12 protein-coding genes, 3 tRNA genes and 3 pseudogenes are annotated in these 24,035 nt (G+C 35.3%); 12 read left to right on the forward strand and 6 right to left on the reverse strand.

The genetic code is table 11. The features are described 5' to 3' along the window. Window positions 1-93: 93 nt before the first annotated feature. Complete coding sequence (locus E4O00_RS00815) at window positions 94-3,735, reverse strand: translocation/assembly module TamB domain-containing protein (protein WP_253678107.1); 3,642 nt, start codon at window positions 3,733-3,735, stop codon at window positions 94-96. 32 nt (window positions 3,736-3,767) lie between these two features. Here E4O00_RS00815 and tmk point away from each other — a divergent pair, with 32 nt between their 5' ends. The 6 genes and pseudogenes from tmk to E4O00_RS00845 all read left to right on the forward strand — a co-directional run bounded on the left by tmk (window position 3,768) and on the right by E4O00_RS00845 (window position 8,847). Continuing rightward, complete coding sequence (tmk, locus tag E4O00_RS00820; RefSeq protein ID WP_371921862.1) at window positions 3,768-4,409, forward strand: dTMP kinase; 642 nt, start codon at window positions 3,768-3,770, stop codon at window positions 4,407-4,409. A gap of 3 nt (window positions 4,410-4,412) precedes the next feature. Then, window positions 4,413-5,028 (forward strand): annotated as a pseudogene (locus E4O00_RS00825) (hypothetical protein). 53 nt (window positions 5,029-5,081) lie between these two features. After that, entirely contained in the window at window positions 5,082-5,711 is a 630-nt protein-coding gene (gene rpe / locus E4O00_RS00830) for a ribulose-phosphate 3-epimerase (RefSeq protein ID WP_253678109.1), read from the forward strand. Beyond that, on the forward strand, window positions 5,708-6,670 hold the full coding sequence (locus E4O00_RS00835; RefSeq protein ID WP_253678110.1) for a tetratricopeptide repeat protein: 963 nt from the start codon (window positions 5,708-5,710) through the stop codon (window positions 6,668-6,670). The genes rpe and E4O00_RS00835 overlap by 4 nt, the downstream gene beginning before the upstream one ends. After that, window positions 6,667-7,743, forward strand: a complete 1,077-nt coding sequence (locus E4O00_RS00840; protein WP_253678111.1) for a hypothetical protein — start codon at window positions 6,667-6,669, stop codon at window positions 7,741-7,743. Before E4O00_RS00835 ends, E4O00_RS00840 begins: the two co-directional genes overlap by 4 nt. A 3-nt stretch (window positions 7,744-7,746) precedes the next feature. Then, window positions 7,747-8,847: a tetratricopeptide repeat protein gene (locus tag E4O00_RS00845; protein WP_253678112.1), complete on the forward strand. Its 1,101-nt coding sequence runs from the start codon at window positions 7,747-7,749 to the stop codon at window positions 8,845-8,847. On the opposite strand, the gene E4O00_RS00850 is transcribed toward E4O00_RS00845, so the two are convergent. The 3 genes from E4O00_RS00850 to E4O00_RS00860 form a co-directional block, all read right to left on the reverse strand. Continuing rightward, complete coding sequence (locus E4O00_RS00850; RefSeq protein ID WP_253678113.1) at window positions 8,844-9,980, reverse strand: sigma 54-interacting transcriptional regulator; 1,137 nt, start codon at window positions 9,978-9,980, stop codon at window positions 8,844-8,846. The two genes, E4O00_RS00845 and E4O00_RS00850, sit on opposite strands and share 4 nt — an antisense overlap. Window positions 9,981-10,082: 102 nt before the next feature. Further along, a complete protein-coding gene (locus tag E4O00_RS00855; protein WP_253678114.1) occupies window positions 10,083-10,715 on the reverse strand; it encodes a DbpA RNA binding domain-containing protein in 633 nt (210 codons plus the stop codon). Window positions 10,716-10,804: 89 nt separating this feature from the next. Further along, window positions 10,805-11,200 carry a rhodanese-like domain-containing protein gene (locus E4O00_RS00860; RefSeq protein ID WP_253678115.1) on the reverse strand — a complete coding sequence of 132 codons (396 nt, stop codon included), beginning with the start codon at window positions 11,198-11,200 and terminating at the stop codon, window positions 10,805-10,807. A gap of 160 nt (window positions 11,201-11,360) precedes the next feature. On the opposite strand from E4O00_RS00860, the gene E4O00_RS00865 reads away from it, so the two are divergent. Together E4O00_RS00865 and E4O00_RS00870 are read left to right on the forward strand one after the other, a co-directional pair. Continuing rightward, window positions 11,361-12,767 (forward strand): aminopeptidase, encoded by a 1,407-nt coding sequence (locus E4O00_RS00865; RefSeq protein ID WP_253678116.1) that lies wholly within the window; start codon window positions 11,361-11,363, stop codon window positions 12,765-12,767. Window positions 12,768-12,981: 214 nt separating this feature from the next. Continuing rightward, a tRNA-Leu gene (locus tag E4O00_RS00870) sits at window positions 12,982-13,064 on the forward strand. A 69-nt stretch (window positions 13,065-13,133) separates the two neighbouring features. Here the strand turns inward: E4O00_RS00870 and E4O00_RS00875 are convergent. Continuing rightward, entirely contained in the window at window positions 13,134-14,153 is a 1,020-nt protein-coding gene (locus tag E4O00_RS00875) for an endonuclease/exonuclease/phosphatase family protein (protein ID WP_253678117.1), read from the reverse strand. Window positions 14,154-14,302: 149 nt separating this feature from the next. Here E4O00_RS00875 and dnaX point away from each other — a divergent pair. From dnaX to E4O00_RS00900, 4 genes and pseudogenes are all read left to right on the forward strand, one after another. After that, a pseudogene (gene dnaX / locus E4O00_RS14070) lies at window positions 14,303-16,142 on the forward strand (DNA polymerase III subunit gamma/tau). Next, window positions 16,090-18,427: pseudogene (locus E4O00_RS00890) on the forward strand (methyl-accepting chemotaxis protein). Before dnaX ends, E4O00_RS00890 begins: the two co-directional pseudogenes overlap by 53 nt. Before the next feature lie 97 nt (window positions 18,428-18,524). Further along, a tRNA-Asp gene (locus tag E4O00_RS00895) sits at window positions 18,525-18,598 on the forward strand. A 53-nt stretch (window positions 18,599-18,651) separates the two neighbouring features. Next, a tRNA-Pro gene (locus E4O00_RS00900) sits at window positions 18,652-18,723 on the forward strand. Between the two features lies 1 nt (window position 18,724). On the opposite strand, the gene E4O00_RS00905 is transcribed toward E4O00_RS00900, so the two are convergent. Beyond that, window positions 18,725-24,025: a diguanylate cyclase gene (locus tag E4O00_RS00905; RefSeq protein ID WP_253678121.1), complete on the reverse strand. Its 5,301-nt coding sequence runs from the start codon at window positions 24,023-24,025 to the stop codon at window positions 18,725-18,727. Window positions 24,026-24,035: the final 10 nt, after the last annotated feature.

Genomic DNA, 24,035 nt, shown 5'->3' on the forward strand with positions numbered 1-24,035 from the left:
AATTTCCCAAGTCCTGTATCCAGGCTTAGGTTAAAAGGTCCGTTTTCTGTGTACGCGAGAGCTCTTAAAAAAGGAAGATCCGTTGATGGAAACCTAAATTCGGATTTTTTTACCCAGGCTAAGATTTAAATTCATGGAAAAAACGGTTAAGATGTTGGTATTTGAGGCTTGCTCGCTTTGCTTTTGTAACTCGGCAAACGGAATTGAAAAATAACCCTTATCGAAATATGCATCTCCTTCAAGCGTTACCAGTTCAGGGTTTATTTCAAGCCTTACTTTGCCTTCAGCTCTTCCATCTGCGTGAAAGGCTATATTTTTTGTTCTTATTAGGGCTTGGGTATTTTCAAGGATACCGCATTCTACTGTAGTATAGTATGGGATCCAGCCTATAAATTCCGATGAGGCTTCAGCCCATAGACTTCCGATTTTTCCTTGTAGAATAGTGTATGGTACTGATATAAGGGTTCCGTCAAATTGTATTGGTACTTCTACAGGGCCGTAGGTGTCCGGAGAATAGCCGGGAGATGTACAGAAGACTTTTTCGCCTTTAAGATTTCCGTAGAACAAAGGATCTTTTTGTGTACCGCTTATTTGAATATTTCCTTGAACAGTTCCGCCTGAAAATTTGATAATATTATTATTAGGTATGATATTTATTACCGTTGCAAGGTCTATCCCTATATTCGATACGGAAAGATTTATATTATCCCCCGATAAATTACCGTCAATGTTTAAATGGAGAGGAAGGGATTCGTCTATATGCAGGGATACAATTCCGTCATCGGTTTTAAAACCGTATATTTCGTCATTGTTACCTGCATATAATGCTATAATATTCGGTTCCTTTACAAATGAAGCTTTGACTGATCCCTCTCCCTTTTGACCGGCAAGAATCCAGTCTGATATTTTCATGTCAATATTGAAGTGGGAAGTCAGGTTGAGTGTTTTTTCAAGCACACTTTGATTTTCTGTATTCTTGTTGCCTGCCGTAGATGTAAAGTCAAAAGAAAAATTTGCCCTGGTATTTAAATTTTCTTTGCTGTTTTGATTTTGTATATCTGTCTCATATAAAAAAGTAAGAGCTCCATTTTGTTCTGAAGGATTTATAAAGGCTTGGATGTTGTCAATCTTATGAATGCCCCACTCAAATGAAGATTCATAAAGAGAAATTTTATCATTATCTATAAAAGCTGATGCTCGTCCTTCAATGTTTTGACCATTTAGATTAAACGATATATTTTTTAAGTCGGCTTTTACAGAAACTGAATCTGGGTTTCCAAGAAAAATAAATTCTGCGTTCACCTTATTTTCGGCTCTTTGTTTCTTCAAAAAACGGTTAAGGGATATATCTTTTATCTTACATGTTCCATCAAAGTAAATTTTATCGGATAGAGAAAATAATGAATTAAAAATAAAGCTCTCAGTCTTGTTTTTATCTAATAGTGAAATATTAGCTGCATATTGATTAATATTTTCTGTTGAAGAAGGGATTAAATTAAAAGCAGCGGTTCCTTCAAGCTGTTGATTTTTTATGCCTGCCTTTACATTATGAAAAAAAGCTTCCTTTGGTTTTGCATACCCTTCTGCATAAAACTCAAGACCTTCATCGGTTTTTGTTATATCGGTTTCAAGATGTTCCAATTTAGCATAATTGCATATAAGTTCCCAATTTGTGTTATCCAGATATTCAAACGAAGTGTCGGCGGAAAAAATAGAATCTATAAACGGAACAGGGATTTCTTTTACCTGCATAGTCCCTTTTAATTTTTTTTCGATATCTTTTAGAATATTTATGTTTAATCCGTAATCTCCGTAAATGCTTATTACTTCATCAGTTAAAAGACCTGAAACCTCATAACTTATGCCGTTTAAAGTTAAAAGAGAATCAAAAATTACGCTGTCTTTTTCGAAAGATGAGTTAATGCTTCCTCCCAGGTTCATATTATTAAAAAGAATATCGATATTGCTTATGTTAAGCGATGATTCGTTTCCTTGAAGGGAAAAAAGACTGTAAAATCCGTTTTTTGAATTTGATGCAAGAACGGCCTGTATTATATTATATGAAAACTTTTTAAAATCGGTCGATATATAAAATTCGCTCGTCATTTGAACCGGATTAATGGACGATTCCAAGACATTTTGTCCGGGAACCTCTAAGCCGGTAAAAGATATTACTCCGTTATAAATATTTTCGATGCTGATTGAGTCTGCTGCCCCATGCATCTCCAAATAGCCCATGTTTTTACCTGAAGCCTTTTTTTCGGGGTGAGTCCATGTTCCGTCAAAGCTGAAACCTCCGTTTGGATCTTTTCCTGAAAGATATACATCGGTTTTGTCCGTTTTTTTTTCTAATAAGCCTTGAATGTTTTCTAAAGATGCTTTGCCTATTTCTATATTGGGTATTTTCAAAAATATTTTATTTTGATCCGAAGAAACAGTCAAGTTTGCCGTCAGATTTTCACCGGATGCTAATTTAAATTTTGAAATATTTAAATAAAAGTTCGGTAATATTTCTTTTATCTTGTAAGAACCTTGTGCAAAGATGTTTGTGTCCGAATTGGTTAAGTTTAAGTTTTTTAGTTTTATCAAATTTTCGTCTCCGCCCGCATTAAAGCTGAGAATGGATTTTGCAATCTTATTGCCCGCAACTTGAAATTTAGGCAGTTCAATCGAAAAGGATGTATCCCATAAGAGTTTTGAAGCAGTAGAAAAACTTAAATTAAAATATCCGGTAAAAGAGGCTTGTTTTAATTCATTAAGAAGTTCCATTCCTTCTGAAGGTGTAACCGCCAAAAGCGGCTTTAAGCCGTGACACTCAAGATTGATGCTTCCTGCATTTTCTACCGTATTCCAAGAACCTTTTACATCAATAGGTTGAATGTCTTGAAGTGTTGTAATAGAAGCAATCTTATCCAAATAGGAGGCAAAGACCGAAAATTTATCTATATATATATTGCCTATTCTTATATCCGAAAAATTTAGTATTGATGAAGCCGAAACCGCATCGGGATAAAATGAACCGTTTATATTTATTAGTGTACTGAAGCCGGGAAAATTTTTTTGTATAAAATTGCTGTATCGAAGATTTGAGTTTATATAAAAGTCGATTTTACCCGAATTGAGGGTAAATTTCCCATTGGATGTATAAAAAGATGCATTTGAATTTTTATCGCTATAATTTAAGGCTATATTTTTTAATTCGATTTTTACGGGTTTTATATTTTTAATTTTTCTTAAATTGTCTTCAATAATTTTTAGTACATCTACGGATGAATCAATATCGTTATCTGTTTTTTGAGTTGTTGTTACCCGTCCGCCATTACTATCCTCGGTATTAAATTTTTCTAAAATATTTTTATCGGTTTCAATATTAAAATCTATAATCCCGTCATAAATGCCTAGGGATGCAACTACAGAGGTAAAATCTTTTTTTATTAATGAGAGAAGCCTGTAGTCTACGGATAGCAGTGAAAAATGAGCTATTTTTTTCTCTGAGGCCGCATTGTAAATATTAACATCTCTTATTTTTATCTTGTCAAAAAATGAGGGAGAAATAGAGTCATATGTAATTTTTATTTCGAGTTCGTCTTCGGCAGCTTTTATAAGGTTATCCCTTACATATACCAGCTGCTCTTCCAAAGCTTCGGCCGCCGGATGAAAAACTATCAGTGAGCTTACAACAATTGCGAGAAAAACGATAATTTCTATGATGCGCCTTTTTTTTATATTTTCCACTCGACTACTATTATATCAAAAAAAAAAATGTTATGATAGGCCTCATGATATTACCCAACTTTGTTGTATTTGAAGGAATAGACGGCTCAGGCACTACGAGTCAGATGCGGCTCTTAAAGGAAAGGTTTGAATCTGAAGATAAGGGTGCCCTTGTTTACTTTACACAAGAACCTACATCAGGCCCTATAGGTTCTCTAATCCGCTCTGCTCTTCAAGGCTCGTTTGAACTTGCTCCTGAAACTATGACCCGTTTATTTGCCGCGGACCGCTGCGAACATATTTACGGTACTCAAGGAATTTTAAAGCATTTGAATGAGGGACGGTCTGTTTTTTCGGATAGATACCTTTTTTCAAGCCTTGCCTACCAAGCTGCTGCTGGGGCTGCGGATCTTGTAAAACTGCAAAACGAGGGTTTCCCTCTTCCTGAATTTCTATTCTTCTTTGATCTGCCTGTCGATGTTTCTATGAACCGGGTGATGGGAAGAAGTAATGTACTCGAAATATATGAAGAAAAAACTTTTCAGTACAAGGTTCAAGACGAGTATAAGAAAATTATTGAAGAGTACAGATTAAAAGAACCTAAAATGAACATAGTTATAATTAACGCTGTTGAACAAATTGAAGAAATTCACGATAAATTATGGAGTATTGTAAAAGATTTGCCGAAAATATAATCGATGAAAAAGCGATTTTTGTTTTTTGCTGTTTTATGTTTTTTTATTTTCTCTAATAGCCAAATTTTTCCTTATTTTGTAGAATATAAGGAGCAATATTATAAACTATATCATATTCATTACGAGCAAGAGCCAGACGACATCGTAGAAAATATTTATTGGCTTGAAAGGGCTATCAATGCCGATTTTTGTAATCCCCTCCATGCCCTTGGAAAGGTTACTACCAAAAAGGAATGGGAAAAATACCGGTACATGTTTATGATGCACCTCAACCTTAAGATGGTAGAGCAGCATTTAAGGTTGGGCAGCAAATTCGATAAGCAGGCTGCATACTTTTATAACTATCCTTGGAAAGAACAAAATATAGAAAGCCTGTCTAAGGCTGAAGAATTTTATGAAACAGCCCTTGTTTATTGGAATGAGGCAAAATTATGGGCCGAAAAAAGCCAATATGAGGGAATTCCAATTCTTATTTTTGGACAGCCTTCCTTTTTGGGAAAACGAAAGAGCCCGCATAGCTTCAGGCGATTTAAACTATGAGCGGACTATAAAAAGAGAACTCCTTCGGCTTGAACATGTTAGGGAAGAGTTTATGAATATGGATGATACTACTTATTAATTTTTAGTATTTACCTATTTACATATATTTGTTTGTTTGCTAATATGGAATATATGGATAGGTGTTTTAAATTAAGCCCTTCGCTTTTAAGTGCGGATTTTTCAAAACTAGGTGAAGAATTAACCTTTATCGAAAAAAACGGCGGCGACTGGGTTCACATAGATGTAATGGATGGTCAGTTTGTTCCCAATTTAACATTTGGAGCTCCGGTAGTAAAGGCTATCAGGCCATGCTCCGGGCTTGTTTTTGATGTTCATCTAATGGTCAATAATCCTGAAAATTTGGTTGATGCCTTTGCAAAGGCCGGAACCGACTATTTTACCTTTCATGCCGAAGCATCTATTCATGCAGACAGGCTTATTGCCGATATCCGTGCTCATGGGATGAAGGCCGGGGTAAGCATTGTTCCTACCACACCTGTCGGAATGCTCGAAGAAATAGCACCCTTGGTAGATCTTATCTTGGTCATGAGCGTTAATCCCGGTTTCGGCGGACAAAAACTTATACCTTATTGTTTAGAAAAAGTTAAACGCTTAAAATCATTGCGTCAAGAAAAAAACTATAATTATTTGATTTCTGTCGATGGGGGAATCGATTCAAAAAATGCGGGGTCGGTTATTGAGGCCGGTGCAGATGTAATTGTGTCCGGTTCAGCTTTCTTTTCGGGGGATTTAAGAATATGAAAAAAAATTTAATCTTATTTTTTCTACTTTTTACCGTAAACGCCTTTTCACAAAACTACACCGATTATATGTCATCCGGATTAGATGCCTATGCCCGATCCGATTGGTCTTCTGCTCTGTTTTCTTTTCAAAAGGCAATGGACACTTCAAAAAATTCTGCGGATGAGCCTCTTTATTGGCTTATAATGGCAAATGCATCGGCTAGGAATTATACTGTTGCTCTTAAAGATGCAGAAACCTTTTTAAAGAGATTCCCGAATAGCTCCAAGGCTGCCGAGATTATGTATCAGCAAGGTAGAATTTGCTGTCTTTCGGCAAAGCATGATCAATCCATCAATGTTTTATACGGCTTTTTGAGAAAATACCCCAATCACAGACAAGCTGCCTCTGCATATTATTGGATAGGTGAAAACCTCTACATGGTAGGCCGGTTAAAAGATGCCAGGACCATTTTTTCCCGCGTTATAATCGATTATCCGTCATCGGCAAAGGTTGAATCATCCAGATATAAGATTGCCTTAATAGATCAGGCTTCTACTCAGGATGAGCTTTTAAAGCTCCTAAAAATAAGCCATGAGGAGCTTTTAAAACTTTCTGAAGAATCCGAAAAAAATAAAAAAAATTATGAGCAGACTATAGCGGCATACCAAAGACAGTCTTCCGATGCCGGAGGAGATTCCAGAGTTGCAGATCTTTCGGAACAGCTCAAAATGGAAAGAAAACGGAATGAAGAGTTAAATGACAAACTGGTTCTGTTTGAGTTAAGAAATCAAGAGCTTTTGGCGACCTTAGCACAAATGGATGCTAAATACACTCCAGAAATGACTGCTGATGAGGAAGATCCTGCTGCAGATTATTCGGATCCAAAGGCCAGAAGAGCTGCAATTGAAGCTCTTATAAAAAAAGCCAAAGTTTTGCAGGGTATGTATAATCAACTTTTGGAGGAAAAAAGTCAATGAAAAAAAGATATTTAACGATTTTATTATTGGGTTTAACAACATTTTTTCTACATGCTAAATCTCTGCCCGATTACGAACTTTTAAAAGACAATCTTAAGCTTGTGGTTTTTAGAAAAACGGGAAATTTTTGTCTTTATAATCTTTCCATTAGGGGAAAGGGAAAATACATTCCTCTCTATGATGACAGATCTCTTGGCCGCACAAATAAGTTCTATGTTTATAAGGACAGTAAGGTTTACGAATTAAAAAAGAAAATCGGTAAGCCGTTAAATATCGAAGCCGATGAAGATTCAATAAAGATTATGTATGAGGCGGAAGATGCTTTTTATGTTACTCAAACATTGTCGTTTACTCAAAAAACTTACGGTACTAGCGGTCCTCTTTTAAAGATTGAAACTGTAGTCGAAAACACTAGCGGCGGTAATGCAGAGTTTGCCTTAAAAGCTCTTTTTGATACTAAGTTGGGTGAAAACCGGAAAACACCCCTTTATACTGATCTTAGAACGGGAATTTTTAGAGAAACTCTCTTAGAGCCTAAATTTGAAAAGGACTCTGCAATTATTTCTGCAAATTCGGATTCGGCCTGCTTGTTCTTAATCAATCATTCCGAGGCGGATATGCCTGATAAAATTTATGTTGCAAACTGGGATCGGCTTCAAAGCATTAAGTGGCTGCCTAAAACCATTCAAGGTAGATTATTCAGTACCAAATATTTGCATAATGATTCGGCTCTGCTCTTTGTTTGGCCAAAATCGGTGTTGGAAAACAATGAAACCTTAAATGTGAATATGTTGATAGGCTGTTATGACTTTTTACGAAAGAATAATACATCTGCAAAAGAGGCCGATTATGAAAATACTAATATTCCTGTTCCCAAGCCGAAACCGGTACTGCCTCCTGCTCCTGCCGAAAGCGTAAATGAAAAAGCTCAGGAGGAAAAAGATTATCAGTATATACAGGCTCTATTGGACAAGATTCTTGAACTTGAATCAAATCCGGATATGGCTTCTGATGAATATATTGAAGATCTAATGAAACAAACAGATGATGCAATACAAAATATACAGGAATAAAAAATGGCTGTTTCCATTGTAGATCAAGGTAAAAAATTATTAGCTAAAAAGAAATATAATGAAGTTATCTCTTTGTTGGAACCTCATGTGGTCGAATACAGGGATTCTTTTGCCTTTCATTTTTATTTGGGCTTAGCATCTTTCCATGCGGGAGACATACAGGGTGCGATGGATTATTTTTTAAGAGCTAGACAAATAAAACCTACAGATACGGATTTGCTATCTACTTATGCCGCTATGGCATTAAGACGCTCTCTTACAACAGAAGCAGTTGAATATTATTTACAAGCCCTTGAACACAACCCCAATTGTAAACTTGCAAAAAAAGGCTTGGACATTATCCGTAAAAATAACTCTCCTGAAAAAATGGGCAATTTTGTTCAATCAGGTAAAATAAAAAATCTTTTTCCGCGTCCGGGGTATGAAGAAAAAAAAGGCAGACTTATTGCTGTTGCCCTTGTTTTAGGCATTTCGCTTGTCTCCTTTGTTTTTATTGTGCCTTATATCGCAAAAACCAGACAGTTTTTAGACAGCGGAAGGGCTAATTTAGAGGAATTTAAACTGGACGGTAATGAAAGGCGTTATGCTGTGGATATGGAGGGCTCTTATGTTTATGTTTTGACCCAGAGCCAAATCTTAAAAGCCTATTCTGATGCTCAAACATATTTTAATGCCCACAGGGATAATGCTGCTCAGGTTGAGATAAACAGGCTGCTTTCATCGAATGCTTCTTTTTCGATAAAGCAAAAATCCAGACTTTTGATGGATTATTTTGAAGAGCCCGGCTTTGACAATATAAAGGATATTTATTCTTATGCTCAAGTAAAACAAGAACCCCTGCTTTACCTTGATTGCTGGGTTGTATGGAAAGGTATGCCTACAAATATACAAACCGGTACATACAGTACTGCTTTTAATCTTTTGGTTGGTTACGATACAAAACAGGTCCTTGAAGGTGTTGTTCCTGTCTTTTGTGATTTTGTTTCAAAGATAGATCCCGATAGACCGGTAAATGTATTGGGGCAAATAATTCTAAAAGACGGAACTGTCTGCTTAAAGGGAAAGGGAATTCATCAAACCCAAAAACCTGCCGAAAACGACTAGAATTTTATATGACGGTTTTCTATTTGTTCCTCCGGGCCGGCAAGATTACATGCCCTATCCAGACAATTATATAATTCTCTGATGTTTCCCGGCCAGTTGTGAAAATTGAGCTTTGCTTGAGCCCCATCACTTATGGTTTTTCCTTGCTTGTTAAGATAAGCTTGAGCAATGTACTTTATATCTTCTTTTCGGTTACGCAGGGGCGGTATTTCATGGTGCAGAACATGAAGTCTATAAAATAGATCTTGGCGGAATTTTTTTTCGTTAATCATTTTTTTCAGGTCTTCGTTTGTTGCTGCTATTAAACGGAATTCTACCTTCTTTGGTTTTGTCGATCCCACCGGTCTTATAATACCTGATTCGATAACTTGCAGAAGTTTTGCTTGGATATCCATCGAAAGCGTTTCCATTTCATCCAAAAAAATTGTGCCGCCTAAGGCTTCAAAAAACGCTCCTTCTTTTTTTACTGCACCCGTAAAGCTGCCTGCTTCTGTGCCGAACAAAAAAGACTCTGCCAATGAGTCAGGTATACAGCTTACATTGATAGGCATAAAGTTTTTTTCTTTGATATGAGACAGCCGATGTATTAAATTTGCAGCTAAACCTTTTCCGGAGCCTGTCTCACCTGAAATAAGAACAGGCAGTTTTGAGTTGGCGGCTCGGTAAATAAATTCTCTGAGCTCGCTGGCTTCCTTGCTGACCCCGATTATTTCTTTTTTGATTATTTGCGTATTTTCGTCTTCTTTTGTGTAGGCAGGTGTTTTTTCTTTACAAGATTCTTCGAGAAAAAAGTTTTCGATTTTTTCATACACACCTTTTAAATCTTTTGGGAGTTCAAAAATTTCCGATACATTTGAGTTTAATATATTGTATTGTAAATCGGTTTGTTTACAATGTATTATGATGAATATATGAATCCGGGGAAATTCATTTTTGATTAATTCGATTATATCCGGTAGAAAAAGCCCTCCCGATTCTGCATCTAAGATTACAAAATCAAAATTTTCTTCTTTTAAAATTTCTACTATTTTGCTGCTGTCAAATGTTAAATATACATGCCAGAAACTTCCAACTTCTTTAATAAAATTTTTGGCATCTTCTTTTGAATATGCCGAGTAAATACAATTTTTCATACCTTATTCTAGCAAATTTATTTTTTTCTTACAAGTCTGTTAAAAAAAGTATTGACAGTCTGTTAAAAAAATCCCCTCTTTTTAAGAGGGGATTTTTGAAGTTTATGCTTCGGTTTCGGTCTGAGTTTCTGAAGTTTCTTCTTCAGTATAGTTTTCTATATTTTCATCATTAAAGTTTTCTGAATCTTCAAAACTTTCATCCTCCGGTCTTCTTGAATGGCTGACCGTTAAATTTTTTCCTCGATAATAACTGTTGTTAAGTTTTTCTATGATACTTTCTGCCTCATCCTGCATAACCTGAACAAAACAGTAGTTATCCAAAATCCTTATATCTCCGATATGCTCACGCGAAATACCGGCTCCCTGAATCAGTAATGTTATAATATCTTTTGGGAAAATTCCCCTTTTGCGGCCGATACCGATAAAAAGACTTGTCGATTCTTCTTCTGCCAATATAACTTTGGGCCTTGCCGGTCTTGCAGGATTTTGTTTAAAAGGTCCTTTTCCTAAACCGTTGCGGTTGTCTTTTTTATAAATACGGTTACCGCCGATTCCCGCTTGTTTAATAAGGTAGGCGGCAACATAAGACCGCATCGTGAGCGGGACTGCTTTTTTAAAGATGCGGCGATATAGATTTAATTCTTCAGGGTTTTCCTGTGTTTTGATCGCCTCAATAAGAGCTTTTAAGGAAGAAATTAATTGTTCTTCATCTTCAATTCTAAATTTGTTTGACACGATATATCTCCTAAGGGGCTATATTGCCATATAATCGCTTTTTAGGCAAGCCCTTTTTAATGAGTTTTTTATAAAATCAAAGAGGTTCTTTATTTAACTAATTTATAATTATATTTGCTTACACCGTCTGCATCAAATATTTTTTTAAACCCGTGCTTTGCTAGAATTTCGGCGGCTGACCGGCTCCTTCTTCCGCTCCTGCATACGACAACTACATTTTTTTCTTTCCAATCGGCAATTTCTGAAATGCGGCTTTCGATTTCCTGCACACTGATATTGATTGCATTCGGTACATGGCCGGCCTTATATTCATAGTCTTCTCTTACATCGATTATGAGATAGTTTTTTACTTCTTTCGCATCTTTTATAATGGCTTCAAGCTGGGAGCCGCTCATTCGGGTAATGTTTTCGGCTGATTTCGTATTACAAGAAGCCGAAAAAATCCCCGTAATTAAAAATATCAAAAATATACCTATCCTTTTCATTTGTTATTCTCCTTAATTGATACAAATCTATATAAATTTTCGGCATCTGTCAAGTTCCGTGTGCTTTGCATGTTTTACCCCTTTTATAAAACAAAAAAAAGATATATACTTTACGGGAAAATAAGACTGCCTTCGGCAGGAAAAATTAATGAGGTGCGTTATGGATTTGTCTTATAAGCAGAAATCTGCATGGGAAAATTTGACTAAGGATGAGCTTTCCGAGCTCGGTAAACTTTCGGATGGTTATTTGGATTTTTTGAACAATGGAAAAACAGAAAGAGAATGTACTGTAGAGATTATTAAGCAGGCTAAAAAACACGGCTTTAAGTCTCTTGAAGAAGTAATAAAAAGCGGTTCGGCAAAAAAGGGTACAAAGGTTTATTTAAATAATAAAGAAAAGTCCGTAGTTTTGATGGTTTTGGGTGATGATATTACTCAGGGTATGAATATTATCGGAGCTCACATCGACAGCCCCCGCCTTGACTTAAAGCAAATGCCTCTTTTTGAAGAGTCTAATCTTGCTTTTTTAAAAACTCACTATTACGGCGGTGTAAAAAAATATCAGTGGACTACGATTCCTTTGGCCATTCACGGGGTTATCTTTACAAAGGAAGGAAAAAAAGTTGACATTTGCATAGGCGAAGATGAAAAAGATCCGGTTCTTTTTATTAATGACCTTTTGATTCATTTGTCAAAAAAACAGCTTCAGGAAACAATGGCTGAAGGTATAACCGGCGAGCAGCTTAATATTCTTGTAGGAAATCAGAAGCCTGCTTCAAACGAAAAAAAAGACGATAAAAACGAAGAGTCAAAAAATCCGATAAAAGATAATATCTTAAAAATTCTTAATGAAAAATACGGCATTATCGAAGAAGATTTTAGGGTTGCAGAGCTGGAAGTTGTTCCTGCCGGAAAGGCCCGAAATGTCGGCTTTGACAGCTCCCTTATTGCAGGCCACGGCCACGATGACAGGGTTTGTGCTTACACAACCTTAAAAGCTATTTTGGAGATTGAATCCCCCTCGCGGACTGCCGCTGCTCTTTTTGCCGATAAGGAAGAAATAGGCTCGGTAGGCAATACCGGTATGCAGGCTCTATATTTTGAAAATATGGTTGCAGAAATAGCTGCATTAAACAAAGACTACAGGGATATTGATGTAAGAAGAGCCTTTGCTAATTCTTATATGCTTTCTGCCGATGTTTCTGCAGGCTTTGACCCTGCATTCCCCTCCGTTTTTGAAAAAATGAATTCGGCCTTTATAGGCAACGGTATCTGTATCAACAAGTATACCGGTTCCGGCGGAAAGGGCGGTTCAAACGATGCCAATGCCGAGTTCTTACAAAAAGTAAGAAAAATATTTGATGACAATAATGTTGTCTGGCAGACTGCCGAGCTCGGCAAAATAGATGCCGGCGGAGGCGGAACAATTGCCTATATTATCGCAAAATACGGTGCTGAAGTTGTTGATTGCGGTGTTCCTGTACTTTCAATGCATGCTCCATATGAAATTATAAGCAAGGCTGACCTTTATATGGCCTATAGGGCTTATAGTGCTTTTTATAAATAAATAAGTAATTATGCAAATAGTATGTAACTTATGCTTACTATTTTTGTTGGATATGTATGCTCGGTTTCGTAATCCTCCTTCGTACGGGACCGAGTTAGCCCGCGAGAGCGGGCTCTTTTTTTTGACAGCTCTTTTACAGTTTATAAACCTAAAATTCAGCCTAAAAAAGGGCTTTACAAAGTTTTATTTTTATGATACAATAAGTCTTCAATGAGCCGGCGTGGTGAAATGGTATACACGATAGACTCAAAATCTATTGGGGGCGACTCCGTAAGGGTTCAAGTCCCTTCGCCGGTATTTTTATAAACCTTCTGCTTTAAAAGCGGAAGGTTTTTTATTTTTACGAATAGTATGGCTTAAAAAATTTTATTGCCTTTTGAGAATTATTCCTATGGGTAAATGATCGGAATATCCTGTTCCTTTGCTCACGGAATATTTTTGAGGTTTCCCAGCTTTGTTGGTCAGAGGCATCGAGTTAATTACACAAAAAAAGCTTAAATCCAAGTTTTTTCCGTCGCTTAAATTATCCGAATAGAAAAAATGGTCGATTCCTTCCCATTTTCCCCTATAAAAATAACTTCCGGAAGGCTGACTGCCTGCTTGAACAGCCCTTTGATAGGTCTCGGCATTCCAGCAATTATCAAATTCCGATAAAAGCGAAAATTCTCCCAAGGTCTGATTAAAGTCGCCGCAGATAATAAATGGGGTCTGCGGTTCTGAATTTTTTAATTCTAAAAGCCTTTTATAGGCTTGTTCTTCCTGCTGCCTTCTAATAGAATCTGTATCTGAGTCTCCTACCTTGGATTTCCAATGAACATTTAATAGTACCAATTCGTTATCTCCGGTAGAATTGCCTATTTGAATTCTGGTTTCGATGAGCGGCCTTAAGGATCTTTTTCCCGAATATACATTAAACACCTTTGTTTCTGTTATAGGAAATTTTGAAAGCAGGGCAGTGCTGAAAGCTCCTCTGTTTTGCGGAGGAATAAAAACTGCGTATTTGTATGAGTTATTCATCGGGAGGATTTTGCAAAAATCGTCTATAACGGATCGGCTTTCTATTTCCTGCAAAACAAGAATATCGGGAATCTCTTTTTCGCCTAAACCTAGTCCCAAACATGCAAGATTTACGGCTTCTTTTAATCTCAGAAGCCTTTCTGCGTACTTCTCTTTAGACCACTTTGTTTTTGAACCCTTGAATTCTTTAAATTCGTTCCCATCCTCTACAGCATCAAAAAAAGTTTGAGCATTATAGCTTACAATCGAAATTTCATCTTTTCCTGTGCTTTGTAGAAAAAAACGGCTTGAGCAGCCCGTGCATGAAACTAAAAGAAAAGAAAAACATATAAAAATAGATAAAGTCAAAATTCTTCCTAATTTTTTCATAACTATCACCTCTACTATTGTTGTATGTTTTTTTGTAAAAGAATATCAAAATATTAAAAGAAAATATATTTTTTTTCAAGTAAGATATGATATAAAATTGAAGGGCTGCCTAGTTTAATTTTGAATTAATTTGTGCTATACTGCTAAATATGGAATATCAAGTAACAGCGACACGGAGGCGGCCTCAGCGATTTGAAGATTTGCTGGGCCAAGAATTTGTTGCCGCAACATTGCAAAAATCGATTGAGGCAGGTAAGATAGCCCATGCTTATCTTTTTTCGGGGCCGAGAGGCTGCGGAAAAACAAGCTCAGCTAGAATTCTAGCCAAGGTACTTAACTGTGCCGAGGGGCCGAGGCCCACTCCATGCGGTAATTGTACCTCTTGCGAAGAAATTACTGCCGGTTCATGTTTGGATGTAATCGAGATTGACGGTGCTTCAAATACGAGTGTAAATGATGTAAGACAGATAAAGGACGAAATTTTATTTCCTCCGAATTCTAACAGGTACAAAATTTATATAATTGACGAAGTTCATATGCTTTCGACAAGCGCCTTTAATGCTCTTTTAAAAACAATAGAAGAGCCGCCGCCCTACGTTGTGTTTATCTTTGCCACTACCGAAATTCACAAGGTTCCGGCTACTATTAAAAGCCGCTGCCAGCAGTTTAATTTTAAGCTTGTTTCGATAGAGATTTTAAAAAAAGCTTTGGGCGATGCGGCTGAAGAGATGGGCATAGCAGCAGATGATGAGGCTCTTTATTGGATTGCCCGCGAAGCTACAGGAAGCGTGCGGGATGCTTATACCCTTTTTGATCAGGTTGCAGCCTTTTCGGACGGGCATATCACCTTTGAAAAGATACATGAAAAGCTCGGTCTTACAGGTGTCGATTCAATAAATAAACTTGTGTCGGCCTGTGTTGCAAAAAAACGGCCGGGAAGCCCTTTCTATCTTGGATGGAATCTTACAGGGAGGAATTTCGGCTGAGCAGGTAGTTTCGGACTGTGCCGATTATTTTAGAAGTCTTTTATTGGTAAAGCACGGCATAACAAAGGAGGCCCTCATCGGCCAAAGAGCCGACCGCTTTCCTCAAGATATTTTGCATGGCTGGGAGACCGTGCAAATAGAAAGAGCCCTAAGTATAATGCTCCAGCTTTTTAAGGATCTTAGATTTTCTATTGATCAGCGGTATGAATTGGAGCTTGCCGTTTCGCGCCTTTCGTGGTTGAGCGATTATGTTTCGCCTGCCGGTTTAAAAGCCGCCTTTGACGCAGCCCAAAGCCTTCTTTCAGGCCGCCGTGCAAATGCCGAACCTGTGCGAATGATGCATCACATTGAAGAAAATAAGCCTGCGGAGACTTCACAGTCTTTTAACCATGCGGGCAGTTTGACCGAACAATTTAAGGCCGTATTAAAACGCGACAATAAATTGGACGGGTTTCCTGAAAAAAAAAATGAAGAGAAACAGCCGGTTTCAAATAATATTCCTTCGGAAAATATATCTTTTGAAAAAAAAGATGAGGAACAAGAAACCGTACTTCAGACTGCCCGCAATGTAGAAAATAATTTTAGTAATGTAGAGAATTTAAAAGAACCTCTGCTTGAAGCTCTTTTAGAAAAGAGCGGGATATTGTCTTCTGCCGTAGGCCAAAGCAAGGATTGGCTTTTAAAAGAAGACAGCCTTACTCTTTTTGCACGCAGCTCGTTTGACTATACGCTGATTCAAAAGCAAAAAGACACGGTTACCGCCTGTATGTTTGAAATTACGGGAAAAAGATATAAATTAATTGTAAAAGAATATATTCCGCCTGAGCCGGAAAATAAAGTTGAAGATACAGTTAAGGAATCGGAAAAAATACGCACCATCACTGATGTGTTTATGGGAAAGGTTGTTGAGTGCAAAAATTTGGTATCCGAAACTGAAGAAGGAGATGAAAATGAAATTCAAAATGTACAATCACCTGCCGTTATGCAGGAACAAAATGTTTGAAAAATCAAAAGCTAAACAACAAGTGCCGATAAAATTTATTTTGGCCCTATGCCTTTTTTTTCTTGGCAGGCCTATCGGTTTTTTCTGAAGAAATCAAAAAGGGCGTGTTAGATTTACGAAATTCCGATTTTGCTTCTTCACGAGTTTTAACTTTAAACGGAGAAATGGGCTTTTACAATAATAAGCTGATTTTTTCAAAAGAGGATATCGAAAAAGCCGGCGTATTTATTCCATGCCCTATGGAATGGAGCAAGGTTATTCTTTCGGACGGCACGCAGCTTTCAAATTTAGGCAGCGGAACATACACATTTAAAATATTGATGCCTCAAAGGGCTCCTAAACTTACCTTAAAAATTAGCTCGCCTGTTTCGGCTTGGGCCTTGTTTGTTGACGGAGAAGAAGTTATGAGGGCTGGTTCTCCGTCTTCTTCAAAAGAAAATTCAAAGACCGGCATAAGTGATATTCTGTATGATATTCCTCAAGACCGTAACGAAATTTATATTGCACTTCAGGTTTCAAACTTTGCCCACGCACGCGGAGGAATTTATCATCCGATAAGTATCGGTTTAAAAGAAAATATAGGCAATGCAGTTGCAGCAAAGCACTTTGTGGACATCTTTGTTTTCGGGTTCGGGATTGCAATTATTCTTTATCATTTGGCCCTTTTTATTTTTCATCCTAGAAACAGAAATCTTTTGTACTTTATCTTTTTTACTTCGACGGTTATTCTGCGTACTTCCGTAATGGGGTATGTTTTTAAATATATTTTTCCTTCGGCTTCTTGGGAGCTTACCACAAAGTTGGATTATTTTACATTTGCAACTGTAGGATTTTTTATATTTACATATTTTAGATCTTTGTATAAAGAAGATATAAAAAATTTGGTATATATAATAATTGCGGTTGAAGCCGTTGCATATTTTTTATTTATTTTGGTAAGTCCTGCATACATTTACGGAAAATTTATTTTTGTACATCAGATAATATTACTGGGAGAAGTTTTGTATGCTATTTACTTTGTAATACGTATATTAATAAAGAAAAGAACAGGAAGTATTCCTATTGTAATAGGCGTTGCATTTTTGGCTATTTCGGCAGTCAATGATGTTTTATATAGTATGATGATTTCAAACTTCGGCAATTTGCTGCCTTTCGGTTTTTCAGGATTTTTATTTGCACAAGCCTTTTGTCTTGCATGGAGAAATTATCTTGAAACTAAAAGAGCTGATGAGGTTAGAGCTATGCTCATCGAGTCCGATAAACAAAGAGGCCTTTTGTTTGATGAGATAAAAAATACAAGCAGTGATTTGAAGCATCAAGAAGTTGTTTTAACCGAAAACATGAATATAGCTGAAGATGCGATGCGAAAACTTTCCGGATATGCCGAATCAGTAAGGCAGGAAATTACAGTACAAGACGGAGAGTTACGGGGAACACAAAATGCCACAGATAGTCTTAATTTGTTTTTAGATAATATTTCCGAAGGAATCGAAAGTCAATCCAGGGCTGCAGAAAACACGGTTTTACAAATAAAGGAGCTTAATAAGGTTACCAATGATCTTTCCGATAAATTTGAAACAATAAACCGGGATTTTGCCTTACTTTCTGATGCAAGCAAGATGGGCAAGGATAATTTGGCAAAGGTAACTGCAATTATAGCAAATATTTATCAAAGCTCCGAAGGTCTTCTTGAAGCTAACCAGCTGATTACTGCCTTAGCCGAACAAACAAACCTCTTGGCAATGAATGCTGCGATAGAGGCGGCTCACGCAGGAGATGCAGGTAAGGGCTTCGCTGTTGTTGCCGACGAAATAAGAAAACTTGCAGAAGGTTCCGCAACCGAGGCCGATTCTACCGGCAAGATATTGAGTCAGATAAATAACAGCATACGCCAATCGGCAGAGGCCTCAAGCGTGCTTCAAAAAAGTTTTGATGATATAAATCAAAAAGTTTTTGATTTTCAGCATATCTTGTCCAATATTTCGGGCTTTATTTCTGATGTAAATACTCAAACCGATAAAATGAATTCGATTATGAATACTCTTTTGGAAGAGTTTACCAATGTGCAAAAAGAAAAAGATAATATCAGCCATACCCGTTCAGATATTTCAGGCAGCTTTAAACGCCTTTTAAGTGCCACAGACCAAGTTAATTCTGAAATTTCTGAAATGCTGAACAGTATCAATACCTTGGATCTTGCTATAAACAATACTAGAAAGGTTGAGTCCGACACAGGAGCTTCGATTTCAAAATTAAGCCGTCTTATTACGGAAAACCCTAGCTAAGCGTAAAAAAGCCCAATTATTTTGGGCTTTTTTTTTATTTTTTTGTGAAAATCTATTGACATTTTCTTTTCGTTTTGATAGAATGTGCAAACCTTATGGGGGCGTAGCGAAGCTGGTTATCGCGCTGGCCTGTCACGCCGGAGATCGCGGGTTCGAGCCCCGTCGCTCCCGAAAAAGCTCACCGCCTTTAGTGGTGAGCTTTTTTTTATTCAGCTTTTTATTTACGGGCAGTAGCGCAGGGGTAGCGCGCTTGGTTCGGGACCAAGAAGTCGGGGGTTCAAATCCCCCCTGCCCGATTTAAAAGAATGAAGCTATCAGTCCTGCAAAGAGATTTGTCAAGTTCAGCTCTTCCGTTCCGAATTTTCTTTTTCTGATTTCAACTACAAGATAGATTATAGCCTTTATCTCGTCCTTTAGGATTACAGGTACAAGAATGGTCGAATTCCAGTTGGGTATTCCCGTTATGGCACTTGTGCCTGAGACATTTTCCCAGTCGATTTTGCATAGGTCTTTTTTTTCTGACATAACCTCGATTATGAAGTCTCTATTTACCGGAAATTCTGCCTTTGCAGTAGGCCGATACTTAAAGATTTTTTTGGATTTTTTTTCTGTAACAGGGCATATAAAAATTCCTGAGTCGGCACCTGTTGCATCTATTATTTTTTCAAGACAGATTTCGAGTCTCTTTGTTTTCGATATGGAGCGCCGTATGAGTGAGGCTGTATCGATAAAGCTTAGAATATTTTTTGTGTCGTTTATGATATTTCCGGTTAAGATTCCGGCTAGTCTGTCTGTCTTTTTCTTAACAGGTTCAAGATCTTCTTTCCATACAACCGTTTGGTTTCTGCCCCAATTTTTTGCGGCATATAGAGCTTGATCTGCTTTTGACAATAAATCTTTTTCGGCTGTGCCGTGTATGGGGAAGACGGCTATTCCCATACTTACCGTTACTTTGAGAGCCGGATCTTCAAAGCGTAGAGCTTCTACCTGCTTTCTTATTTTTTCTGCAACAGTTAGAGCTTGGTCTTTTCCGATCTTGGGAAGAAGAATAATAAATTCTTCCCCGCCGATACGACCGAGGAGTTGCTCTTTTTTTAAAGCATCCAATACAGTTTTAGCTGTCGCTTTTAAGACTTTATCTCCAGATTGATGTCCGAATGTGTCGTTTATTTTTTTAAATTTATCCAAATCGTACATGATAATGCTAAAAGGTGTGTTGCTTATTTTGGAAACTCTTAAAAGATCTTTGATTGCATTTTCACTGTATTTTCTTGTGAGTGCCGATGTAAGTTTATCGGTCGCTGCTTCTTGTTGAGCCTTATAGCTTTCTATTAAAAATGAGAATATGTTTTCAATGCTCAAACAAAAGCGTATTCCGAAATTACCGAAGTTATTTATTTCTTTATTTGATACAAAAACCAAATAGCCTGTTGTGGGATTCCCTGTTTGCCTGTTATTATAAGAGTTAATCGGAATAACAAGATGAGACGAAATTTCTCCGTCTGCTTTAATGTTTACGGTATTGTATGTAGATGATTCTATTAGCTTTGCAATTTTTTCGATAGTTTTGTTCTGACCGAAATTAAACAATGATTCGATTTTATTGTCGGAGGTTGTGATAAATACATCAGCCGAGTTTGCAAGCAGATTTAAAGATGTAAAATTTAAAAGATCATTTATATTTTGCAGAAAATCATCTGAAAACTTTTCTATTATGTCATCAATAGATTTATTTTTAAATACTCCGGAAATTTTTGTTTGTGATATAATGTTCAAAATAAAAGCCGGATTGTTTTTTAATTTTTCGACCGTGTTCTTCGATAATAGTTTTTTTATCTGTTCATAGGAGAGCTTTTCAGTACATCGTCTATATTCGGGTTTTATTTTTTTGTTAATATAGTCGTCTATTATTAATGATGGTAAACTATAGTGATGAGCATTAAAATAACTTGCTCTGAATTTTATTGGTATTTTTTTTATAAAAATACTAATTAGTTTTTGCGCTTCAACAAAATTAATCATTGCCATATTAATGTTATTTTTTTTAAGATGAATTAACCCCAGCTTGATATTAATATCGATACTTAGGTCCGTTATGTATTTATTTTCCAGTAAAGATGTTGCTTCCAGCAATTTTTTTTCAGAATTTTCAGGATCGATATATGCTTCCAAAAAGAGAAGAGGGGCTTTTATCAGAGGATGATTACTGTAATATTTTAGTCCAAGTATGACCTTAACTATTTTTTTAAAATCAATATCATAGCGGAATACGATAATTTTTCTTATGCGGTAAACTAATTCATAAAATAAAAGATATATATTATCTAAGAATGTCTGCTTCGAACTTATTTGCAATATTTGTTCTTCTAATTTATTAATAGAATCGATTTTACCATCTGCGATTTTATTTAAATTAAGACATAATGATGCAAAAAAATAGAAAATATCGTTAATGTCGTTTTGTCCTTCGGATGTTTTATCGAAAACTTCTAACGCAGAATTGAAGTCCCCCACTGCATAGTAAAAAGTACTCCTTGTTTGTTTAAAGGTAGTTATATGTATCGGGAGCTTGGTTATGCTCTTGTTTTTAATCATTTTTAATATTTCTGCTTCGGTTTCAGCTGCTTTATCATACATACATAATGAAAGATAAATTTCATAAATAATTGTATGTGCAAAAAATATTTTGTCGGTATCAAAAGTTTGCAGTATTTTTTTTATTGCTTGATTGCAAATATCACATGCTTTTTCATAATCATAGAAATGTAAGTAGACAATACTTAAATTAAGTAGTGCGAGAATTTCTGCAATGGTATTTCCTGATATGGTATTATTTTTTAAAATTTTTTTGTAATATGCTATTGCCGAATTAAAATTTTTATATACCTGCTCTTGGATGATAGCTAAGTTATTATAGGCATTGTCTTCAATATTCGTGTTACCTGTTTTTTTTGCATTTTTAATAGTTTCAAGATAGGCTTTTTCAGCATCTTCATATTTCCCTGAATAAAAAAGGTTGTTTCCTAAATCTAATAGAACCTTTGTTTTTATTGATTTTAGCTCAATTGAATTACCGCATTTTAATATAACTTTTTTTGCTTCATTGATTGCTTCAGCATATTTTTTCTTGTATTGTAAGAATCCTATTTTAGCTTTATCAAGTAACAACTGAGTATATATATGATTTGCTTCGGCTGTAAATTTTTCGGCTAATGTTAAAGATTTGGCTATTTTTTCAGGTTTAGCTTTCATCTGAGTTTCTTTTATTGCTTTTATTATATGAATTTGTGCGGCTGTTATTTTGTTTGAATCGAAGTTTTTTATTATTTTTTCGGCTATCGTTATTTGTTTTCCGGATTCTGTTATATCGTCATTTTCCAAATATGATTCTGCAAGAATAAGGAGTATATCCAGTTTTTTATCGTTGGCATTATTTGGTAATAATGAATATATTTTTTCAAATATATCTATATAGGAGACATGTGTACATTGTTTTTTTATTTTGCTTTTATATTTTATACAATAATCAACAGCTTCTTCAGAAAGTTGTGCTTTTTCTGCATGCCAGATAAACTCATGAATATTTGCCGATTTTATTGTTTGTATTCTTTGCATAATTTTTTTATGTAGTTCTATCCTATAATCGTAATCAAGCTCATTATACAGCATTTTTTGTAAAATTTTATTTATAATTGAATACTCATCCGCATAATGTTTTGTTATTTTTTTGATTATATTTTGTTCTAAGAGTTTTGGTATATATTTTTTGACGGCTGAAGCTGTTACATTCAGCATTTTTGGTAAAAATTCCGTTTTAAAACTTGTTTGGAAAACGCATAAATCTCGTAAAAAATTTAATTCGTTCTTATCAAGGTTTATTATTTGTTTTTTTACTGCTTGCTGTATGTTGGTAGATATGGGTATAGGAATCACAGGGTTAGATAAGCTGTCCGAAAGTTTACATGATTCGTACGCTTCATCTTTTTTTAACTCTCCTGATAAAGTAAGTTCTTTTATAGTTTCATTAATAAATAAGGGATTGCCTCCGGTATTTAAATGTATTTTTTTTACCAATATTTCAGGAACCATTCTTATGTTTATTGTATTACGTATTAAACTTTCGATTTCGGTTTCAGATAAATTTTGAAGATTTATTTTTTTTATAACGGAATGGTTTGATAAGGTCTTAATCAGTTTTGCTGCATTTTGATTATTACTTATTAAACTTTCATTAGCGGACAGTATTAATATTATATTTTTTTTATCGGAATTTTCTATTGTTATGTACAACATTGTTTTGGTAATAAATTCACTTATTAAGTGTATATCGTCGATTATAAAAACTATGGATTGAGATGATGAGTTTTCGATTAATAAGCCTGCTATTAAGTTTATAAGTTTATATTTAAGTGCGCTGATACGTATGATGTCTTCATTGGCAGCTATTTCCGCTTTTAAAGAGTCAAAAATGATGTTTAGCTCTTTTTCATAATTTTTTTGAACCAAAGAATTTTTCAAAAACAAACTTTTCATCAGATATAGAATAAATTTAATATCGTCTATATCTCCTAAACTTGGAATATAATAAACATCATTTTTTTCAAGTAAGAGTAAAAAATATAAATCGGATAAAAAATAGCTCTTTCCTATACCGCAAGAGCCTGAGATTAATATATTTTTATTTCTATATTTAGATGTTTTTTCTTGCTTCAATATAGAGAAAATTTCTTTTTTTTCCTTTTCTCGATTGATGGATAGTTGATGATTTTTTACAATTCTCATTGGAGTTGCAATATTGTATTCACTATTTATAGTGTAATTAATATCCGATATTATTTCATAAAAAGAATAGGGCTTTTTTTTGAGCTTGCGTGTATTAATTTTATTATATACTTTAAAAAAACATGTGTAAAGATGTTTTTCGTTATCTAATTGCTTGGCTTTTATGTATTGCAATTCTTGAAAATGTTTTTCATGATTTTTTATTATGTTTCTTTTTAAGAGAAGGGATAAGATTATTGTTTTTAAAATATCATAGCTATATGTAAATGTATTAATTTCTTCATTTGATAAAAGACTTATTTGATTTGAATATTGTTTTTTTTCGGTAATAATATCTTTTACTTTTATAAAAACTTGACCTTGATCTTTTATTACATATATATTATTTAAATCAAAGTTATTATATACTATTCCGTATGTTATTAAATAGTTTAACTCTTTTAAGATTGCTGCAAATAAATCAAAAATTTCTTTTGCTGATGCGTTAGCTAAAAAATTCAATATAGGTTCTTTTTCTTCTATGTATTCTATTGTATATAAGTATATTTTCTCATCTATTGTTTTGTTATCTATACTTATTAAGCGTGTAAAGTCATAATTTTTTATATGAGCTGTTTCTTTTAATTGTTTAATAAGAATAAATTTTTCTCTGATAAATTGCATAAAACTTTCATCTAAGTCCGAAGCATATACCAGTCTTAGTTCAACTTTTTCTCCTTTATCGGAAAGTAAGTCTTTAGCAATAAATCCTGTATTGTTTTTTAATTCTATGGGGAGCTCTCTTATAATTCTATATCTATTATTTAATATTTTCATCTAAACCTCC

It is taken from the genome of Treponema sp. OMZ 788, assembly GCF_024181245.1.
Taxonomy (GTDB): Bacteria; Spirochaetota; Spirochaetia; order Treponematales; family Treponemataceae; genus Treponema_B.